This window comes from Streptomyces sp. NPDC021012 (assembly GCF_044333355.1).
Taxonomy (GTDB): Bacteria; Actinomycetota; Actinomycetes; order Streptomycetales; family Streptomycetaceae; genus Streptomyces.
This window is the reverse complement of sequence record NZ_JBIRQU010000012.1, coordinates 62653-80386: the sequence shown is the minus strand read 5'-3', so window position 1 is coordinate 80386 and position 17734 is coordinate 62653. Positions and strand designations below refer to the sequence as shown.

Annotated in this window: 20 protein-coding genes and 1 pseudogene; 13 read left to right on the top strand and 8 right to left on the bottom strand. The window is 69.9% G+C overall.

Going from position 1 to position 17734, the window contains the following annotated elements:
- Position 1 precedes the first annotated feature (1 nt).
- The 4 genes from ACH4TP_RS31655 (at position 2) to ACH4TP_RS31640 (ending at position 2412) form a co-directional block, all read left to right on the top strand.
- On the top strand, positions 2–505 hold the full coding sequence (locus tag ACH4TP_RS31655) for a DUF6624 domain-containing protein (RefSeq protein WP_389238401.1): 504 nt from the start codon (positions 2–4) through the stop codon (positions 503–505).
- 243 nt (positions 506–748) lie between these two features.
- Positions 749–1369 carry a hypothetical protein gene (locus ACH4TP_RS31650; RefSeq protein WP_398180673.1) on the top strand — a complete coding sequence of 207 codons (621 nt, stop codon included), beginning with the start codon at positions 749–751 and terminating at the stop codon, positions 1367–1369.
- Positions 1370–1456: 87 nt separating this feature from the next.
- The gene (locus ACH4TP_RS31645; protein WP_398439840.1) at positions 1457–1645 is read left to right on the top strand and encodes a hypothetical protein; all 189 of its coding nucleotides are present in this window, start codon (positions 1457–1459) and stop codon (positions 1643–1645) included.
- Positions 1642–2412, top strand: coding sequence for a class I SAM-dependent methyltransferase (locus ACH4TP_RS31640; protein ID WP_398439839.1), 771 nt, complete (start codon positions 1642–1644; stop codon positions 2410–2412). Before ACH4TP_RS31645 ends, ACH4TP_RS31640 begins: the two co-directional genes overlap by 4 nt.
- 24 nt (positions 2413–2436) lie before the next feature.
- Here the strand turns inward: ACH4TP_RS31640 and ACH4TP_RS31635 are convergent, their stop codons facing one another.
- Positions 2437–3111: a helix-turn-helix domain-containing protein gene (locus ACH4TP_RS31635; RefSeq protein ID WP_398439838.1), complete on the bottom strand. Its 675-nt coding sequence runs from the start codon at positions 3109–3111 to the stop codon at positions 2437–2439.
- A gap of 182 nt (positions 3112–3293) precedes the next feature.
- Between ACH4TP_RS31635 and ACH4TP_RS31630 the strand changes: the two genes are divergently transcribed.
- The 3 genes from ACH4TP_RS31630 (at position 3294) to ACH4TP_RS31620 (ending at position 5359) form a co-directional block, all read left to right on the top strand.
- Entirely contained in the window at positions 3294–4487 is a 1194-nt protein-coding gene (locus tag ACH4TP_RS31630; RefSeq protein ID WP_398439837.1) for a cytochrome P450, read from the top strand.
- The gene (locus tag ACH4TP_RS31625) at positions 4484–4705 is read left to right on the top strand and encodes a ferredoxin (RefSeq protein WP_389238389.1); all 222 of its coding nucleotides are present in this window, start codon (positions 4484–4486) and stop codon (positions 4703–4705) included. Before ACH4TP_RS31630 ends, ACH4TP_RS31625 begins: the two co-directional genes overlap by 4 nt.
- 249 nt (positions 4706–4954) lie before the next feature.
- Positions 4955–5359, top strand: a complete 405-nt coding sequence (locus ACH4TP_RS31620) for a type II toxin-antitoxin system PemK/MazF family toxin (RefSeq protein ID WP_389238387.1) — start codon at positions 4955–4957, stop codon at positions 5357–5359.
- A 179-nt stretch (positions 5360–5538) separates the two neighbouring features.
- Here the strand turns inward: ACH4TP_RS31620 and ACH4TP_RS31615 are convergent, their stop codons facing one another.
- On the bottom strand, positions 5539–6630 hold the full coding sequence (locus ACH4TP_RS31615) for a hypothetical protein (protein WP_398439836.1): 1092 nt from the start codon (positions 6628–6630) through the stop codon (positions 5539–5541).
- A 100-nt stretch (positions 6631–6730) separates the two neighbouring features.
- The gene (locus ACH4TP_RS31610) at positions 6731–7807 is read right to left on the bottom strand and encodes a hypothetical protein (protein ID WP_398439835.1); all 1077 of its coding nucleotides are present in this window, start codon (positions 7805–7807) and stop codon (positions 6731–6733) included.
- A 400-nt stretch (positions 7808–8207) separates the two neighbouring features.
- On the opposite strand from ACH4TP_RS31610, the gene ACH4TP_RS31605 reads away from it, so the two are divergent.
- Entirely contained in the window at positions 8208–8627 is a 420-nt protein-coding gene (locus ACH4TP_RS31605) for a molybdopterin-binding protein (protein ID WP_398439834.1), read from the top strand.
- Positions 8628–8957: 330 nt separating this feature from the next.
- Complete coding sequence (locus tag ACH4TP_RS31600) at positions 8958–10109, top strand: DUF3103 family protein (protein ID WP_398439833.1); 1152 nt, start codon at positions 8958–8960, stop codon at positions 10107–10109.
- A 65-nt stretch (positions 10110–10174) separates the two neighbouring features.
- Here ACH4TP_RS31600 and ACH4TP_RS31595 read toward each other — a convergent pair whose 3' ends face one another.
- Together ACH4TP_RS31595 and ACH4TP_RS31590 are read right to left on the bottom strand one after the other, a co-directional pair.
- Entirely contained in the window at positions 10175–10552 is a 378-nt protein-coding gene (locus tag ACH4TP_RS31595) for a fic family toxin-antitoxin system, toxin component (RefSeq protein WP_398180644.1), read from the bottom strand.
- Positions 10552–10791, bottom strand: coding sequence for a hypothetical protein (locus ACH4TP_RS31590; RefSeq protein ID WP_389238376.1), 240 nt, complete (start codon positions 10789–10791; stop codon positions 10552–10554). The genes ACH4TP_RS31595 and ACH4TP_RS31590 overlap by 1 nt, the downstream gene beginning before the upstream one ends.
- Before the next feature lie 120 nt (positions 10792–10911).
- On the opposite strand from ACH4TP_RS31590, the gene ACH4TP_RS31585 reads away from it, so the two are divergent.
- From ACH4TP_RS31585 to ACH4TP_RS31570, 4 genes are all read left to right on the top strand, one after another.
- Positions 10912–11310: an NTP pyrophosphohydrolase gene (locus ACH4TP_RS31585; RefSeq protein ID WP_398439832.1), complete on the top strand. Its 399-nt coding sequence runs from the start codon at positions 10912–10914 to the stop codon at positions 11308–11310.
- Between the two features lie 569 nt (positions 11311–11879).
- A complete protein-coding gene (locus ACH4TP_RS31580; protein WP_398439831.1) occupies positions 11880–12743 on the top strand; it encodes an RNA repair domain-containing protein in 864 nt (287 codons plus the stop codon).
- A gap of 313 nt (positions 12744–13056) precedes the next feature.
- Complete coding sequence (locus tag ACH4TP_RS31575; RefSeq protein WP_398439830.1) at positions 13057–14163, top strand: hypothetical protein; 1107 nt, start codon at positions 13057–13059, stop codon at positions 14161–14163.
- 202 nt (positions 14164–14365) lie between these two features.
- Positions 14366–14824, top strand: a complete 459-nt coding sequence (locus ACH4TP_RS31570; protein ID WP_398439829.1) for a hypothetical protein — start codon at positions 14366–14368, stop codon at positions 14822–14824.
- A 32-nt stretch (positions 14825–14856) separates the two neighbouring features.
- Here ACH4TP_RS31570 and ACH4TP_RS31565 read toward each other — a convergent pair whose 3' ends face one another.
- The 3 genes and pseudogenes from ACH4TP_RS31565 to ACH4TP_RS31555 form a co-directional block, all read right to left on the bottom strand.
- The gene (locus tag ACH4TP_RS31565; RefSeq protein WP_398439828.1) at positions 14857–15504 is read right to left on the bottom strand and encodes a transposase; all 648 of its coding nucleotides are present in this window, start codon (positions 15502–15504) and stop codon (positions 14857–14859) included.
- Positions 15505–15918: 414 nt separating this feature from the next.
- Positions 15919–16356: a hypothetical protein gene (locus ACH4TP_RS31560; protein ID WP_398180631.1), complete on the bottom strand. Its 438-nt coding sequence runs from the start codon at positions 16354–16356 to the stop codon at positions 15919–15921.
- An 89-nt stretch (positions 16357–16445) separates the two neighbouring features.
- Positions 16446–17697, bottom strand: a pseudogene (locus tag ACH4TP_RS31555) (IS256 family transposase).
- Between the last annotated feature and the right edge of the window lie 37 nt (positions 17698–17734).

The following is a 17734-nucleotide window of genomic DNA, read 5'->3' as shown; positions in this document are numbered from 1 at the left end:
GATGCCCGACCGCCCCGACCTCGCCGAGGAGCTGCGCCGCCGGGCAGAGTTCGACCAGAAGGCCCGCGACGCCGCGCTCCGGACCGGCAGCCTCGACGACCTCGTCGAGGTCGACGCCGACAACACGGCCTGGCTCGAGGAGGTCGTCGCCGAACACGGCTGGCCCGGCGTCCGGCTCGTCGGCGACCAGGGCGCCCACGACGCCTGGCTGCTCGCGCAACATGCCGACCGCGCACCGGAATTCCAGCGTGCCGCCCTGGACCTCCTCAAGGCCTCCGTCGAGTCCGGCGACGCCTCACCCCGGCACCTCGCCTACCTCACCGACCGCGTCCTCGTGGCCTCCGGCCGGCCTCAGCTCTACGGCACCCAGTACATCGGCAGCGGGAAGAGCCTGCGGCCCCGGCCCGTACACGATCCGGAGCACCTGGACGAGCGCCGCGTGGCGATGGGCCTGGAGTCGGCCGCCGAGTACGACGAACGCATACGCCGCACCTACGCGCCCTAGGCCGTCACCACCGGCGTACGTACGCGGCAGCGGGATGACGGACCGTCCGCTCGGCTCAAGGGGACTCGCGGCATGCCGACCGGACTCGCCGCCGACCCCGGCCCGTCGGGAAGAGCCCTCAGGCAGTGGCGGCCACGTCGCGGACCAAGAGCTGGGCTGTTTTCGGCCCTTCCTTCACCCCGCCTTTCGGAATGCCTCATTCATGCCGAGATCCGGGGGTGCTTCGGTCATGATGGTCGAGTCATGCCGATCCTTCGCGCCCTCGATCGCCGCCACTCGCCGCAGCGTCCTCCCGCGCGTGGCGCCGCCGTCCGGGCGATCGTCCTCGCTCTGGTCGGCACCATGCTCGCGGCGGGACTGCACCACGCGACGACGGACTCCGCCGTCTCCTGGACCGCTCTGCTCATCGCGGCAGTGGTCCTCGCCGTGTGCGTCTACCCGGCCCTGCGCTCCGAAGCACCCCGCGCAGGCGCCGTCGTCCTCTCCGCCGCGCAAGCGCTCCTGCCGGGCTGGCTGCGGCTGACCGGGACGGAGGTCCCCGCAGCCCGACTGGACGGGCACCTGCGGCTCCCGACGGCATGGCACCATCAGCCCCTGGCCATGGGCGTGTTGAACCTTCTCGCCGGCTTCGCGCTGATCCTCCTCGTGCGCGGCACGGCCGGTCTGCCCGCCCGTCTGACGTATGCGGCGGCCGGCAGCGCATGCCACTGGTGGACGTACGTGTCGTACGTCGTCAGTCTCGTCCTGCGCCGCGCGGCGGAGCCCCTGCCGAGGCCACGACGTGCGCCCCGGTCCGGCGATGCGCTGCCGCGACCGCATGCGCTCACGATTCTGCTGCATCGCGCCCAACCCTGCGCCCCGTAGGTCCCCGGGCAGCACTTCGCCGCACCGTACGTACCCTCACGCACGCCCGTGACCTCGGCGTGCTCTCACCACACCGGAGTGTTTGCCGTGTCTGCCGTACTGGACCTGCCCACCGTGCAGAAGCGCGCGGAAGCGAGCCCGGCTCCGCCTCCGCACGATGCACGGATCGGACCCGTCGCCGTCACCGTCGCCAGGGAGATCGTCCTGAAACAGCCGCCCGTTCAGCTGCGGCCGGACACCGGAAGCGGCAACGACCTGGGAGGGTGGGCCGCATGAACGCAGCAGAAAGGGGAGGGGCCATGCTGAAGGCGGGCATCAAGCGGCTCCTGGCACGCACTGGATTCGACATCGTGCGCAGCACCAACAACCGGGGCGGAGTGGATGACTTCATCCCCTTCGAGGCGACCATGCGGGCCGCACGGGCGGCCGGCCTGCCGGTCGGCGACTACCTCGACGAGGTCATGAACGGCACGCCCGGCGCCACCCAGTCCACCATCGACGAACTACGCGCCCTCGGCGTCTTCGCCGCAGCCCCGGACACGGTGCTGGAGATCGGCCCCGGGTCCGGGCGCTACCTGGAGAAGACGCTGAAGGAGTGCTCACCGGGCCGCTACGAGATCTACGAGACGGCAGCGCCCTGGGCCGACTACCTGGTGGACACGTTCAAGGTGGTCGCCCGGCCGACCTCGGACTGCAGTCTCGCCCCGACGCCCGACGGGAGCGTCGACCTCGTCCAGGCCCACAAGGTCTTCAACACCGTGACCTTCCTCTCCGCCTCCCGCTACTTCTTCGAGATGGCACGCGTCACGCGACCCGGCGGCCGGATCGTCTTCGACGTCATGACCGAGACCTGCCTGGACCCGGCCACGATGCGCGCCTGGGCCACGGAGGGCGGCGCGGGGCACGACTCCTACCCGGCCGCCATGCCCCGCCAGGCATGTGTGGACCTCTTCGCGACCCTCGGCTGCACCCTGGAAGCCAGCTTCCTGGCCCCCATGGGCTTCGCCTCCACCGAAGTGCTCGTCTTCGGAAAGGAGGCTTGACCCTCCGGATGCTCCGGGCCCTCCTCACGTCAGGAGGGCGCGCCAGCGGTCGGCCGAGTCCTGCATGTCCTCGACGACCCGTTCCAGGAACGTCCCGGCCCTGACCAGCCGTTGCGCCACCGGCGAGTCGGGGCCGAGCGTCTCGGCCGCCGCCATCGCGGCCCGCGCCGATTCGAGTGTCTGTCGGGCGCTGATCACGATCGAGTGGTACCAGGCTTCGTCGTCGACGACGTAGACGTCGCGCCGCCGCCGAGGATCGCGTTCGCGCCGGACATATCCGTGCTGGACCAGGGAGTTCACCGCCACGGAGACGGAGGCCGGGCTGACCTTCAGTCTGCGGGTCAGTTCGGCCGCGGTGCGGCTGCCGTCTTCGGACAGCAGCAGGTCGACGTGGACGCGGGCCGTCATCCTCGGCATCCCCGATCTGACGGCCAGTTCGATGATCTCCTCCTCCAACGCGCCGACCGGCCGTGCGGCCGCCCGCGGGGGTTCCGGCGTGCCCCGGCGCGCCCGCTGGGCCGTGGCCCGGTGTGCCCGCTGCGGCCGGTAGCCGCCGGGGCCGCCGTTGCGGCCGACCTCCCGGGAGATCGTCGAGGTCGGCCGGTCGACCCGTCTCGCGATCTCGGCGTAGGAGAGGCCGGCGGTGAGTCCGGCGGCGATGCGTTCACGGTCCTGCTGGGTCAGGCGTTCTCCTGGCATCCCGCGAGTATTGCCTTCGCCGTCATTCATTGCAACGCGCCGTTGCATTCGAGCTCAGCGTCATTGCATCAATTCTCCACCTACTACCTGCGAAAACACATTCAACCGATTGACGTCACCGTGAACGCAACGTAGCTTTCAATCAATCCCGAACACGTCATATCGCGAGATGAGGACGATCCATGAGCGACTCCCTCCACACCGTCACGGCGCTGCCGACGGAGCGCCGGTCCGGCTGCCCCTTCGACCCGCCCGCCGAGCTGGTCGAAGCCCGCCGGCACGGCCCCATCAGCAACTACACCCACCCCGGCGGCAAACCCGGCCGGCTGATCACCGGATACGACACGGTGCGGGCGATCCTGGCCGACCCGAGGTTCAGCTCGCGCAAGGACCTCATGAACGTCGTCGACTTCCAGCTCCCTCCGGCGCCGCCCGGCGAGTTCCTCCTCATGGACGAACCCGAGCACAGCCGCTACCGCAAGCCCCTGGTCGGCAAGTTCACCGTGCGGCGGATGCGGATGCTCACCGAGCGGATCGAGCAGATCACCGCCGACTGTCTGGACGCCATGGAGGAGACCGGGCCTCCGGCGGATTTGGTGACCGCGTTCGCCAAGCCCATCCCCACCATCGTGATCTGCGAGATCCTGGGCGTGCCCTACGCGGACCGGGCGTCCTTCCAGGAGCAGATCGACACGTTCATGGGCGGAGAGGTCAGCGACGAGGAGCTGATCTCGGCCTACACCGCGACCCAGGAATACCTCGCCGAGCTGGTGGCGGCCAAGCGCGCCCACCCCACCGACGACATCCTCAGCGAACTCACCGACAGCGATCTGACCGACGAGGAACTGAAGGGGATCAGCCTCATCCTCCTGGCAGCCGGATTCGACACCACCGCGAACATGCTGTCCCTCGGCACCTTCGCGCTGCTGCAGAACCCGGACCAACTGGCCGCGCTGCGCGCCGATCCCGCGCTCACCGACGGGGCCGTGGAGGAACTGCTGCGCTATCTGAGCGTCGCCAAGACCTTCCACCGAACGGCGCTGGAGGACGTCGAGCTGGACGGCCACACCATCGAGGCCGGCACGACGGTCCTCCTCTCGTACAACACCGCCAACCGCGACCCCGACCGCTTCGCCGACCCCCACACGCTCGACCTCAGCAGGCAGGCCGCCGGGCACCTGGCCTTCAGCCACGGCATCCACCAGTGCCTCGGACAGCAGCTGGCCCGGGTCGAAATGCGGGTCGCCTTCCGCGCGTTGGTCGACCGCTTCCCCACCCTCCGCCTGGCCGTACCGGCCGAGGAGGTCGCCCTGCGCCCGGAGACCGCGGACATCTACGGGGTGAAGAGCCTCCCGGTCACCTGGGACGCCAAGTGAGCGCGCCACGCCTCAGCGTCGACCGTGAGCGCTGCATCGGCGCCGGCATGTGCGCCATGACCGCCCCCGACGTCTTCGACCAGGACCCCGACGACGGTCTCGTACTCCTCCTGCATGCCGAACCGCCCGCCGCCCACCGCGCGGCCACCCGCATGGCCGTCGGCGTCTGCCCCTCCGGGGCGATCACCCTCCACGAACCGGAACCCGACGACGCCTAGACTCCAGCCGTAAATCGTGATCTTCACGTTCGAGCGGCTTGCTTCCGGTAGTGGCCGGTCCGGGATCGGGCCTGGTGGCGGCGTCGCCAGTCGGACCAGCCGAGCCAGCGGGCAGGGTCTACGCTGCGACCTGCGGCCACCGCATGATCTTCAGTCTTCGCGCACCGATGCCCAACGGTGGCCGCACCCTTCTCCACAGCGCGTCAGGGTCGCGCAGTGTCTGTCTGCCGTCATGTGTCTGGAGGACTTGTGCAACGTGGCGAAGTCTGGTGGGTCCAGTTCGACGAGCGGAGGTTGGTCGTACTGCTGTCGGGAGACGAAACGTCCGGGATCCGGGTGATGCAGGTCGTCGCTCCCGCCGGCGTCGACATCAGCGGTCTGGGCATCGAAGTGACGGTCGGCGCCGGTGAAGGACTGCCGTTCGAAGGCGTGCTGCGGCTCGCGTTCCCGCGTCCGGGCTTCACCCCGTGCACGTGGCTGACCACTGTGTCCCGGGACGACCTGATAGAGCGGGCGGCCGTCCTGTCCTCCGTGAAGCTCGGCGAGATCGACGACGCCCTCCGACTCGCTGAACAAGCGCAGGAACGGACCCCGGCCACGACCGCGAAGCTCAGCGGGATGAGGGATGCCCTCCGTCTCGGTGAACTCGGGTAGACGGAGGTGGACGGAGAAGGAGCCGACGCCCGCGACGGCGTGGGCGATCCCGGGCGAGATGATCGACGCCGGCCACCTGCTGCCTCGGCGCCCCTCGCCACCGAGATCACGATCTACGGCTGGAGTACTGGCCTTGAGCCCCGTACGCCAGAAATGACGTACGGGACCCGAGGAGGGAGCTACCGCTTGTGCCCGTGCCGCACGTCCAGGCAGAGCGCCCAGACGTCGGAGTAGCTGCCCGGGGAGGGCGAACCCCCGCTGTGGGTGGCTGCCGTCCAGTACGACGGGTTGGCGCCCCCGTCGCCGACCGGGTTGCCGACGGCGTCGCTGGGGAAGCTGCCGTTGAGGTGGGGGCCGCCCGAGGTCGCCTTGCTGAAGTCGGTGGTGGTCACGTTGCCACCGCTGATCGCGGCGCCGCCGCTGACCAGCTGTCCTTCCTCCCGGGAGCAGCCGGCCGTTGCCGTCTGCCCCGTGGAGGCCGTGTTCGGGCCGCTGACCTCGGTGAAGTGAACCGTCGTGGAGACGTGCTTGAGGTCGATGTCGTCGGTGCTGCAGAGGGCGTATGCGTAGGTCATGTTTTCCGCGCCGCGTCCGCCGCCGATCCCGCCGACCGCCGTCCAGGAGTCGGGGTCGCGCTCGCCGTCACCCGCCGCGATCGAGCCGAAGTGGTGCTCGGCGTCATCGAAGGTGGGGAAGCCGGCGATCGGCTTGAGGCTGCCGACGCTTGCCGGGGTGGTGCGGGCGCCGCCGCCGAGCAGGACGGTGCCGGCCGGGCAGGTGGCCGTCACGAGCTTGGACGACAACCCGGTGGTGGGTCCGTTGGCCTTGTTCATGACCACCTGGGTGTGCCTGATCAGGTTGCTCCGCAGACAGATCGCGTACGGGGTGGTGGAGAAGGCCTCGCTGCTGCGGCTGCCGCTTCCGCCGAACGCCATCCAGTGCGTGGGGTCGGCGCCGACGACCCCGGGGGTGTCGGTGTACTCGGTGGCGCCGTCGGCGCTGGGGACCATGCCCATCACGTGGTTGCCGTTGGACATCTCGTCGTTGTCGATGGCCTGGTCGGCGCCGCCGCCGGAGACGAGGCCGTCGGGGCAGTCGGCGTGCGAGGTGACCCCGGTGAAAGGGGTCGCGGGGCCCATGGTGGCCCCGGGGGTGGAGACGGTGACGTCGACGGTCTTGGCGTACGCGGCTCCCGGCACCGCGACGGTCAGCAGGGCGGCCAGGATCAGGGCCTTGCCCGTGGCGGAGCCCCGCCGGATTCTCGTACTCATCGGGTTCTCTCTCGCGTCTTCGTGTTCGTGTTCGTGTTCATGTGCACGTCCATGTGCATGTGCGTGTGCTGTGCGTGGCCGGTTGTCGGGAACGGCCGTCTCAGACGCCGTCGTTGGCGCACAGCGCCCACGCGTCGGTGGAGGTGCCGGGAGAGGACTGGCCTCCGGTGTGGGAGGAGGCCGTCCAGTACGCCGCCGTGGTGGTCCCGTCGCCGACCGCGGTGCCGCCGGAGGTGCTGGGGAAGCTGCCGTTGAGGTGGTCGCCGCCCGAACCGGGGCCGGTGAAACCGGTGGTGGTCACACCGCCCCCGCTGATCGCGGCGCCGCCGCCGATCAGGTTCCCGTCGCCCTGGCCGCAGCCCACGGTCGCCGTCTGGCCGGTGCTCCCGGTGGTCGGGCCGCTCACCTCGGTGTGGCGGACCTTCACCGTGGCGCCGCTGACGTTGATGCCGCTTCCGCTGCAGATCGCGTACGCGTAGGTGTAGTTGGCGCTGTTGGCGCCGGAGTCCCAGCCGACGGCCGACCAGGAGTCGGGGTTCGTCTCCCCGTCCGCCGCGGCCTTCGCGCCGAAGGCGTGCGCGGAGTCGTTGAAGGTGGGGAAGCTCGCGATCGTCTTGAAGCTGCCCGTGTTGCCCGGGGTGGTACGGGCGCCGCCGCCGAGCAGGCGGGTGCCGGCCGGGCAGGTCGCCGTGACGAGGCCCACGGTCGCCCCGGTGGTGGGGGTGTTGGCCTTGTTCATGACGACCTGGGTGTGGTCGATCAGGTTGCTGGTGAAGCACACGGCGTAGGGGGTGGTGGAGAAGGAGGCGTTGACCTGGCCCCCGCTCCCGCCGATGCCGAGCCAGTGCGTCACGTCGGTGCCGACGACACCGGTGGAACCGGTGTATTCGGCGGTGCCGTTGGAGCTGGGCGAGGTGCCGTTGACGTGGTTGCCGTTCACACTCGCGCCGGTGCCGACGGCCTGGTTGATACCGCCACCGGAGACGAGACCGCTGGAACAGTCCGCATGCGTCGATATCTCCGAGTTGGCGGAGGCGGGGCCGCTGGTGGCCCCGGGGGTCTTCACCGTCACGGTCACGGTGTTGGCGTAGGCGGCTCCCGGCACCGCCAGCGCCAGTACCGCGCCGAGGATCAGCGCCCTGCCCGGAGCGAGGCGCGACAACAGGTTTCTCGTCATCGGATTCCATCTTTCTGATGGTCGACAGGGACGGCGGCTGGGGACCGAAGAGGCGGTTCGACCGCAGCGCCGTGAGGGGGAGGGCCCGGACTCGTGGACGTGGTCCTGGCCGGCTCCGGAGTGAGCGTTCGTTCGGGCTGCCGGGGAGGACGGGAGCCGGTGCGCTTCTGCGTCGAGGGTCACTCATGCACACGCAGATGCGGACTGTAGCAGCGAACTCAAGCAATATCTACACGCCATTACAGCGATTAACCTTGCATCTGTGCGCCACCGACATGGCGGACACAAGGCGCGGCGCAAGGAGATGGATCCCCTGGACCGAGCCTTCCAGTAGCGTCGACAACAGTGCAGGGCGCAGACCTGACGACTGCCCGTCCCCGACTTTGCGAGGCGCGTTCCCATGACCCTGTCCATTCGCAACCAGCTTCCCGGCACCGTCACCGCCGTCGTCACGGGTGAGGCCATGGCCTCTGTGAAGGTGCGCCTGGCCGGCGGCCAGGACATCACCGCGGCTGTCACCGCCGACGCGGTCAGGGACCTCGGCCTGACCGAGGGCTCCGCGGTCAAGGCTCTCGTGAAGTCCACCGAGGTCGCCCTCGCGACCGGCCCGGTCGAGGGCATCTCCATCCGCAACCAGCTGGCCGGCTCCGTCACCGAGGTCTCGACCGGCGGCGCCATGGGTTCGGTGAAGGTCTCCGTCGAGGGCGGCGAGCTGACCGCCGCCATCACCAAGGACGCCGTCGAGGACCTCGGCCTGAGCGCCGGCACCTCCGTCGTCGCCCTGATCAAGTCGACCGAGATCTCGCTCTCCGCGGCCTGATCGCCGACTGCCGCGCACGGAGGGCCGCGCTCCCGCCCCGGGAGCGCGGCCCTCGCGCGTGTACGGGACTCGGGGGACGTCGGCGTGAGCCGTGAACCGGCCGGTGCGCGGGGGACGTTCGATCGGCCGGCAGTCGCGCACCCGAAGGTCGTTTCGTCAGGGGCTCCTGCTCCCTACCGCCGCCGGTGCGGTCTATACGCGTAGACGCGCCATGCCCCATCATGGTCGCGTTCCATTCCGGCACCACCACGCCGGCCGTACATCCGCGGCCGGTGTCTCAGGCGTGCCCCGGCATCCCGGGGCGCTGCCCGACTTTCGCTGGAGGATGTCTTGTCCGTCAGAAAGCAGCTCCGTACGGCCCTGTGCGGCCTCGCCCTCACCGGGATCGTGGTCACCGCCGCCCAGGACCCCGCCGCGGCGACGCCCGTGGTGGAGGTCGCGGCGAAGGCGTCGTCGGTGAGCGCCGCAACGGACGCGGCGGCCCGCTCGCTGGCCCGCTCGCTCGCCGACTCCGCCTGGCGGGCCGAGCTCCGCCGGGCCGTCGCGGGCGGGAAGGAGACCGGGCTGAAGGCCCTGGCCGACAAGTCCCCTACCGGAGCCGCGGCATCGCTCGCCGTCGACGTCGCCGCCGCGGACCGTTCCGTACTCGCGGCCAAGGGGCTGGACCGCGACACGGGCGGGCTGCTCACCGTGACCCTGACCGGCGCCACGGACTCCCGCCACGCCCCGCTGGTCGCCGTCGCCGCGTCCGACGACGAGGCCACCACCGTCACCGCCTACGACGCGAGCGGCCGGTCGCACACGCTGGACGCCTCCCGGACCCCCGACATGCCGGTGTACGTCATCGGGATCGACGGGGAAGGAGCGGTCGAGGCCGGCCTCAAGGTCCTGGAGCGCGAGCTCGCCGCCGCGGGGGTCACCACGGCCTCCACCCCCGCCACCGCGCCGGGCACGGGCACGTCCGCATCCGCCGCATCCGCATCCGCAGACACCGGCTACTGGACCTCCCGCATCACCTCGGTACGCCTCAACGACGACAAGGAGCCCTGGATCAAGGGCGACGCCGAGATCTTCAGCATCGTCAGCGGCTTCGGACTCGACGGCAAGGTCCGCGTCGACACGGTGACCCACCCGTACCTGAACGACGAGGGAACCACGTACTACCCGAACCAGATCCTGGTGAACTGGTCGCAGTACAAGTACAACCTGGCCGACGTCGTGATGATGGAGGACGACGGCGACACCAACTACTCGGCCCTGGCCAAGGCCATCGCCACCGCCCTGCTCACCATCGCCGACCTCGGCGCGTACATACCGCTGGTCGACCCGGTCATCGATGCGCTCCCGTCCTCCTTCTGGACCGACGACCCCGACTTCGTCGACGCCTGGTACACCCTGGCCCGGGAGACCACCGGCACCCGCGACGGAGCCGCCGGCAACGGCCGGTTCACCCTCGACCGGTACTGGGTCTCAGCCCTCTGACCCGCACCGGCTCGGCGGCCGGGGTCGCCCGGGCAAGGGCGGCCTCGTCCACCTGACGGGCGGCCTCAGCCGCGCGGCGACCAGGTGCGCAGGAGCGCGGCGATCGCCCCGGCGCTGCAGGTGGGGTCGCGCAGGAGGTCCCGGAGGGCCACCGCGTCCTCCCTGGTGGGCTCGACCCGGATGCCGGAGGCTTCCAGGTACATGACGCCCGTCGCCGCCGCCACGGCCATGTTGGAGCGGTCCAGCCAGCGGCAGCGGCCGAGGACGTGCACGAGGGCGGCGGCGCGGGCGTAGGGGCCGTCGTAGACGGGCTGGTCCAGGATCTCGGCGCGGTGGCAGGCGACGGCGGCCACCGGTACTCCGTAGTCGTCGGGCGCCGGATCGTCGGCACCGGCGAGCTCGGCCACCTGGAGGATCCAGGGGACGTCGATGTAGAGCTCCATCAGGCGGCCTGGGCCCCCGTCGTGCGCCGCGCCGTCTCTTCCGTCTCGTCGAAGAGGTCCTGGTGCTCGTCCAGGAAGCGGCGTGCGGCGTCCAGCCCGCGCCGACGCATGCCGTCCGCGTCGTCCCGCACGAGGGAGGCGATGTAGTCGCCCAGGCTCAGGCCCCGGTCCTTGGCGCGGGCCCTGGCCAGCTCCGCGATGTCGTCGTCGACGCGTGCGCCCAGCTGTGTCTTCCCCATGCCCGGATGGTAACAAGTGTTACCACCCGAGGGAACCCGCTGTCGGCGCCAACGGCCCGGTACGTGCCCGGGAGGCGAGGACCGTCCCTCGGAGCCACGCGTCCTTGGCATCATGGAGCCGTGAATTCCGAGGACTCGCCTCCCCGTCCCCTACTGGTGGTGGACGGAGCCAACGTCGTGGGATCGGTACCGGACGGCTGGTGGCGCGACCGCCGCGGCGCCGCCGAGCGGCTGCGTGACCGACTCGCCGCGACCGGCGGACCGGCCGACGGCCCGTACCCGCCCCCGTACGAGATCGTCCTGGTCGTCGAGGGCCGCGCCCGGGGCATCCCCTCCGTACCCGGCGTACGCGTCGAAGACGCTCCCGGCAGCGGCGACGACCTGATCACCGAACTGGCCCGCAACGCGAACGGCCGACCGTGCCTGGTGGTCACGGCCGACCGCGAACTGCGCCGACGGGTGACAGAGGAAGGCGCCCGCTGCACAGGCCCCCGCAGCGTTCTCCAACCACCCACGTAGGAACCGGAATCGGCATCCGGTACGTGTACGCCCTCTCGGCCGGCGGCATCGCTGGTCTTCCTGGTGTCGGTCAGCCCCTGTGCCACTACCGCCTGCGGCCCGGGCGGGGAGGGAGGCCGTCGGCCGTCCGCCGCCGCGTCGGTGATCGTGCGGCGCTTGGCGGCGCAGTCCCGCATCTCGCCCTCGTACGGTTCCGAGCCGAGGGGGGGCGAGATAGGTCTCGGCGGCGTCCAGCTCGCGCAGCGCCTCGTCGAAGGTCGAAGGCACCGGTCCACTGCAAGGGGGCGGCCAGGTTGCAGTGGCAGCGGGACACGACGAAGACGTACTCCCCCGGCTCGGTGTCCGGACGGACCTCCTCCGCGACCGCGAGGACCTCGCACAGGTGGGGCAGCGCCTCGTTCTGACGACCTTCGCGGACGAGGAGGGGGGCCCGGTGCACCCGGTCCGCCCCACGGCCCCGGACCCTGACCAGCAGGCGGCGGACACCGGAGCGAGGCGGGCGGGTCGAGCGGCGGCTTGCGGGGCCGGCCGGGCACGCGGCACCCTGATGGTCTAGGGCAGGTGCTGACGTGCACACCAGCGACGAGATCTACCACCGGGTGCTGTGGGACCCGCGTTTCGACCCCGAGCGGTTCGTGATGGGGATCGCGGAACGCGGGGCCCCGCCGAAGCGGGTGCTGCTCGGCGACTTCGTGCCGGGCGGGGAGATCCCCTGGCACCGGGTGGTGTTCTTCGAGGCGGACGGCCAGGTCGTCTGGGACCGCGCCTCCGGCGTCGACCGGCTCGACGAGACCCTCGTCGGGCAGGTCGGTCCCGTGCCGGCCCCGGCGCCCGGCGACGTCCTCGCCGTCCCGCCGACGAACCGAACCGCCGTCGCCTGGCTGCCGCCGGCGGAGCTGTGGCCGCCGATCCAGCACATCCGCCGTGAACACGACCGGCAGATCCGCCGCTGGCCGCCGCACGTCAACGTGCTCTTCGGTTTCGTCCCCGAGGCCGAGTTCGCCCGGGCCCTGCCGCTGGTCGCAGCGGCGCTCGCCGAGACGCCGCCGTTCACCGCCCGTCTGGCGGGCGTCCACTGGTTCGGCCATCGCGAGGACGCCACCGTCTGGCTCGACCCGGCCGCCGCCGACCAGGAGCCCTGGGCGCGACTGCGGGAGTCCCTGGAACTCCGCTTCCCGCTGTGCGGATCACGCTCGCACGGCTTCACCCCGCACCTGTCCCTCGGCCGCACCCCGGACCCGCACCTCCTCGCCCGCAAGGCAGAGGCCCTCCTCGGCCCCATGACGGCCCGGGTCGACGAGCTGGTCCTGCTCTCCCGGCACGGCGACGAGCCGATGCGGGTCCGGTCCCGCGTCGTACTCGGCAGCGGCACCGTACGCCACCCGGAGGACCCGGCCCTTCCGGGCAGCCCTCCGCCGACATCGCCCGTCTAGCGGTGGTTTGTCAAAACCCGTAAGTAGAGATCAAGAGCCCTGCTGGTGGCCAATGAGGCGAGCACGGCTTGTAGTTCGGGTGGTGGGGGCGTGTTCGACCTTCTCTGCACCAACGCGGGCTGGCTTTGCAGCACACCGGGATTCGAACACCGAGTGAGTCGCCTGCCGTAGTCCGAGGCGCAGCTAGCACTTGATCGCGCTGCGTTGATCCTCCACGACAGTGGCTGGTGCCGTTCCCGCAGCGGATGAGAAATCATGTTGGCCGGCTGCCGGTGAGCTGCGAAGATGCGTCCGTTTCCCATCTGGAGGAAATTTGTTCGTTTTCGTGTGTGCGGGATGCGGGGCCGAGTTGACCATCCCGCTGTCCCAGGTCGCACTACCGGTCCACGCACGTCAGCAGTACGGGAACGGGGCCCAGCTTCCGGTGCTCATGGAGTCAGGGACGTTTGCCGTGGACCCGGAACCCTGGGGAGGGCCGTGGCGGATGTGGGACGAGATTGATCCGGGCGAGGCTGAGGCACGCGGTATCTACGCTCCGGTCCACGCCCTGTCCGACGGCACGACCGGGGCGAATGTCATCGCGCCCGGTGATATCCGTGGAACCCGGCTGATTCCTGAGAAGCGTGGCGGTGCCTGCTGTGGCCTCGACGGGGCCGACGGGCCCAACATGGCCTGCGAGGCATGCGACCTCCCCGTGGCAACCAGGGTCGACGATTGCTCCCTCTGGCAGATGGTGCGACTCGGCTCTGACGTCGTGCACCGTGTCCCCGTCGACGGTATCCACGCCGCGCCGCTCTCCTGGGCGGAGCTGGCAGAGACGGGAGAGAAGACGCCCCCGTTCGAGCCGATCGCCACGTGGGGAGGACGGCTGGGGCCGAACCACTACTGGTCGTGGAGTCCGCAATGGGAGGCGGCAGCCGGCCAGGCACTCGCCCACCTGCTCATCGCTTCCCAGGGGCAGCCGGTGGAGGTCCCGGGCGGCCTGACCGCGGACGTCTTCCAACGCGCGCTCGACGCCTTGCTGCCGGCAGGCACCCCGAAGCGGCGCGCCGTCCTGGCCGGACCGGGACAGCCCTCCCCGGACGCGGGCGTCGACATCCTCCTCGTCCCCGTCCACCCCCAGACGGGCCGAACCTGGACCCCTGCCGACCCGACCGCACCGGCATACCTGGTGCCCCTGCCGCTGGGGGTGTGGCTGTGGCTGGCCTCTCCCGAACCGAACTTGCCGGTTCCCGCCTCGGGCCGCATAGCCCAAGACGTCCTCCGCGACGACCCGCCCCCGCTGCTCCCCCACCACCTGTTCCGTGCCGACCGGGGAACGTTCCAACACACCTTGGTCCGACTACCAGCCGTGCGCAGCCCATGGCTGCGCCCAATCCTCGAGACCCTCACGCAGAACACCTCGGCTGGCCTCTTCTGACCGTCCGGCATCGAACAGCACCAGACTGTCGTGCCTCCCAAAGTGGTCGACATCTGCTTCCCATCTCGGGTTCTGGCACAGCTTTCGTGCAGCAGTAACCGAGCGTTGCGGGTCACCGAGGCATACGCCTCGGTGACCCGGGCTGGATTCGATCCGATCAGTCCAGGTTATGGTGCTGATCCACAAAGCGAGGGGAGCCGGCATGCCCAACAGGTCGCAGCCGAAGGACGCTCTCGACTGTCTGCGTGCCGAGTTGGCGGTCGAGCAGTTGACGACGGCCGAGGGGACGACTCGGGGTGCATGGCTCGCCTTCATGCGTTTCGGGCGGAGGCGCTTTCACACAGCGCCCCAAGCCGACTCTGACGGCTTGCTCTTTCAGTACGGCACGTACGTCTCCAGCGGGCGGCCGATGTTCACTGTGGACCTCACGAGGCAGCTCAACGTCAGTGACGACAGTGAGCACGACCAGTACGTGCAAGTTCGCTGCGAGCTCCGCTACACGCCAGCACTGGACCTGGATGCTTTGGGAGGTTTCGACTCCTGGTTCTTTTACGACACCGATACGGACCTCGACGGGTGGTTCGCTGCCATGGAGGAGCGTCTCGGACCGCTTCTTGATCGCAGGCCCGCTGGGATCGACTTGTTCGAGGAGCCGGTATAGCCGTTTCGGCCGTGGAGGGCCGCATGGCTTCGTCACGCGAGCAGGACGCGCTTGCGCAGGAGGTTGAAGCCGGCGCGGCCGAACATCTGGCGCTTGAGCATCTTGATCCTGTTGACGTGTCCTTCGACGACACCGGAGTTCCAGGGCAGGGTGAGGCCGGTGATGACCGCGTCGCGGTCTCGGTCGATGCCGGCCGCGAGGGTGTGGAGGCTGGGTAGGTCGTCCTGGCGGACGGCGTCGAGCCATTGCGGGAGTCGTTCGCCCTGACGCTCGGTGAGCATGTGGGCGAAGGACCGGACGTGACCGGTCAGGGCGTCGAGTTCGGGGCAGTTGGCCAGGACGGTCTTGAGTCGGAGCTGTTCGATCTCGGTCAGCGTCTCGGGTCGGCTGAGGATCCATTTCGTCACCACGCGGGGTGCCGGCGGATGCGCGGTGACCGGCCGTGGCGAGGTGCGTTTCTGTCGCAGGTAGGCGCTGACCCGGCCGTAGCTGCCGCGATAACCCAAGGGAACGATCTCCTCCCACAGCTTCCAGGCGTTGGTGCAGCCTTCGTCCCAGCGTTGGTCCAGGTAGGGCTTGTACTCATCGAGGACGGAGGTCCTGTTGTGCTGCCACTGGCCGCGGAAGACGTCTTCCGGCTTCGCAGCGTCGGCGAGGCTCCTGATGGTGCGGTGGGTCATCTGGAGCTGACGCCGATGGAGCAGCGACTGTGGCCGGCTTCCAGCAGCGCGTGGACCGTGGCGTGTCTGGCTCGGACGCGGTTGGCGAACCGCTCGCTCCGCCATGGAGAGTCCGTCTTCTCCTCGGGCGGCGTCGATGGTTCGGCCCTCGCCTCGCGATCGGGGGCCAGGACGCGAAGGCACTGGCGGTGGCAGGCAACAGCCCGCTCAGCGGCTTCCCGAGGTTGTGCCACAGATGCCAGCGGTCGGCGACCTGCGTCGCCTGGGGTGCCCCGGCTGTGGCGCCTTCCGCAAAGAACGGCGCGCGGTCCCTGCAGACGACCTCGATCCCTGGCCGCTGCTGGGCGAGCAATAGTCAAGACTTGTGGATCGCAACTCCGTTCTTGTGCACCGCCGTGATCGAGTCGAGGCTGGCTACTGATAGGGCAGAACGAGGTGGGTGGGGTCTTCCTCGGGCCGGATCTGCGCCGAGCCCCGGGCGTACTGGTGGCAGAACTCCACTGGCTCCTCGAAGCTCACCGCGGTCAACGGCTCGGCACCGGGCATCGGGACGGCGGGGCCGACGACGTAGCGATACCGCGTGACCTCGTCGAGTCGCTCGGCCGGTTCCACCGAGGAGAAGGCCAGGGGTCCAGGCTCTCGGCTAAGGGTTCCCTGGACCATCCACAGCGCACTCAGTTCCAAGACTCCCGATTCCGGGCACCGCCAGGTGAAGCGTGTGACGCACAGTCCTTCGACGTTGAACCAGGTGCTCCAGCCCCGTCCGTCACCGAGGAACGCGAGCTCAGATGCTTCCATGACGCCATAGGAGAAGGGGAGGCTGCTCCAGTGGCCTACCAGCAGGTGATCCATCCGTAGATCTTCGTGCATGCGGTGCGCTCTTCTCGACCGAGTTTGATGAGACAGCCACTCGTTCGCATGAGACGAACAGCGCTCTGGACTCAGGCGGCGGTTTCCTCGCGTTCGACCAAGACGCCGTTGGTGAACCTGGCGCCTGAGCGGACGAGTGGAACCAGGTGGGCGCCGGTGATCGCGCGCCATCGGGCCTGAGCGGACTCGACCAGCTTGAACACCATCGCGAGCGCGGCTGCCGGGCTGCCCGCTCCGCGGGTGACCTTGGTGCGGAGCTTGACCGTGGAGAACGTGGACTCGATGGGGTTGGTGGTCCGCAGGTGAATCCAGTGCTCGGCCGGGAAGTCGTAGAACGCCAGCAGCTCCTCAGCATCGTCGGTGATCTTCGCGACGGCCTTGGGGAACTTGGCGCCGTAGGTCTTCGCGAACGCCTCGATCGCCTTCTCGGCGTGGTGACGGCCTTCGGCGTTGTAAATCTCCTGCATCGCCTTCGTCGCGCCGGACTGCGCGGACTTCGGCAGGCAGTTGGTGACGTTGCGGGATTTGTGAACCCAGCACCTCTGCGGCCGCGCGGCCGGGAACACCTCGGCGAGCGCCCGCCACAGGTCCATGGCGCCGTCGCCGATGACCAGCTCGGGGTCGCGCATGCCGCGGCGGCGGCAGTCTCGCGGCAGGTCGGCCCACGACTCGGTGGACTCCCGTAGGCCCTCGGACAGGGCGATCAGCTCCTTGCTCCCGTCCAGACGGACGCCGAGCAGGGCCAACACGCACGAATGGGCCTGGCCGAGCCGGACTTTCGGATGGACCCCGTCAGCCCAGACGTACACGAAGTCGCGGTCGGACAAGCCCCGACTCTGGAAGGCGGCGTGGTCGTCGCTCCACTGCTTGGTCAGCCGGGTGACCGTGGCGGGTGACAGGCCGGCGGTGCCGCCGAGGAACTGCTCCAGCGCGGGCACGAAGTCACCGGAGGATAGCCCGTGCAGGTAGAGCAAAGGCAGGACCTCGGAGATCTTCGGGGACTTGCGGCACCACGGGGCCAGGATCTTCGAGGAGAACCGCTTGCGCTCGCCGGTGGCCTCGTCGACGCGTCGGTCGTTGACCCGCGGCGCGGTGACCTCAACCGGGCCAGCGGCCGTAACCACCGTCCTGGGCTGATGGTGGCCGTTGCGGACCACGAGACGTCTGCCGGCCGAATCAGTCTCGGCCGCCAACTCAGCTATGTACTGGTTTGACTTCCGCCTCCAGCGCGGCGGCCAGCATCCGCCGGGCGCCCTCCCGGACGATCTCGTCGATCAGGGAGCCGGACTGGGTGGAGCCGCCGTCGGTCACTACGCTGAGCACGGGCGTGCCTTCCCGACCCGCGCTGCAACGCGGGCCT

Coding starts and splice junctions, on each gene's coding strand:
- ACH4TP_RS31590 (WP_389238376.1), bottom strand. CDS start 10,791: ATGGGGAAGACACAGCTGGGCGCACGCGTCGACGACGACATCGCGGAG.
- ACH4TP_RS31610 (WP_398439835.1), bottom strand. CDS start 7,807: ATGACGAGAAACCTGTTGTCGCGCCTCGCTCCGGGCAGGGCGCTGATC.
- ACH4TP_RS31570 (WP_398439829.1), top strand. CDS start 14,366: ATGCCCAACAGGTCGCAGCCGAAGGACGCTCTCGACTGTCTGCGTGCC.
- ACH4TP_RS31655 (WP_389238401.1), top strand. CDS start 2: ATGCCCGACCGCCCCGACCTCGCCGAGGAGCTGCGCCGCCGGGCAGAG.
- ACH4TP_RS31635 (WP_398439838.1), bottom strand. CDS start 3,111: ATGCCAGGAGAACGCCTGACCCAGCAGGACCGTGAACGCATCGCCGCC.
- ACH4TP_RS31640 (WP_398439839.1), top strand. CDS start 1,642: ATGAACGCAGCAGAAAGGGGAGGGGCCATGCTGAAGGCGGGCATCAAG.
- ACH4TP_RS31605 (WP_398439834.1), top strand. CDS start 8,208: ATGACCCTGTCCATTCGCAACCAGCTTCCCGGCACCGTCACCGCCGTC.
- ACH4TP_RS31630 (WP_398439837.1), top strand. CDS start 3,294: ATGAGCGACTCCCTCCACACCGTCACGGCGCTGCCGACGGAGCGCCGG.
- ACH4TP_RS31560 (WP_398180631.1), bottom strand. CDS start 16,356: ATGGATCACCTGCTGGTAGGCCACTGGAGCAGCCTCCCCTTCTCCTAT.
- ACH4TP_RS31565 (WP_398439828.1), bottom strand. CDS start 15,504: ATGACCCACCGCACCATCAGGAGCCTCGCCGACGCTGCGAAGCCGGAA.
- ACH4TP_RS31650 (WP_398180673.1), top strand. CDS start 749: ATGCCGATCCTTCGCGCCCTCGATCGCCGCCACTCGCCGCAGCGTCCT.
- ACH4TP_RS31595 (WP_398180644.1), bottom strand. CDS start 10,552: ATGGAGCTCTACATCGACGTCCCCTGGATCCTCCAGGTGGCCGAGCTC.
- ACH4TP_RS31615 (WP_398439836.1), bottom strand. CDS start 6,630: ATGAGTACGAGAATCCGGCGGGGCTCCGCCACGGGCAAGGCCCTGATC.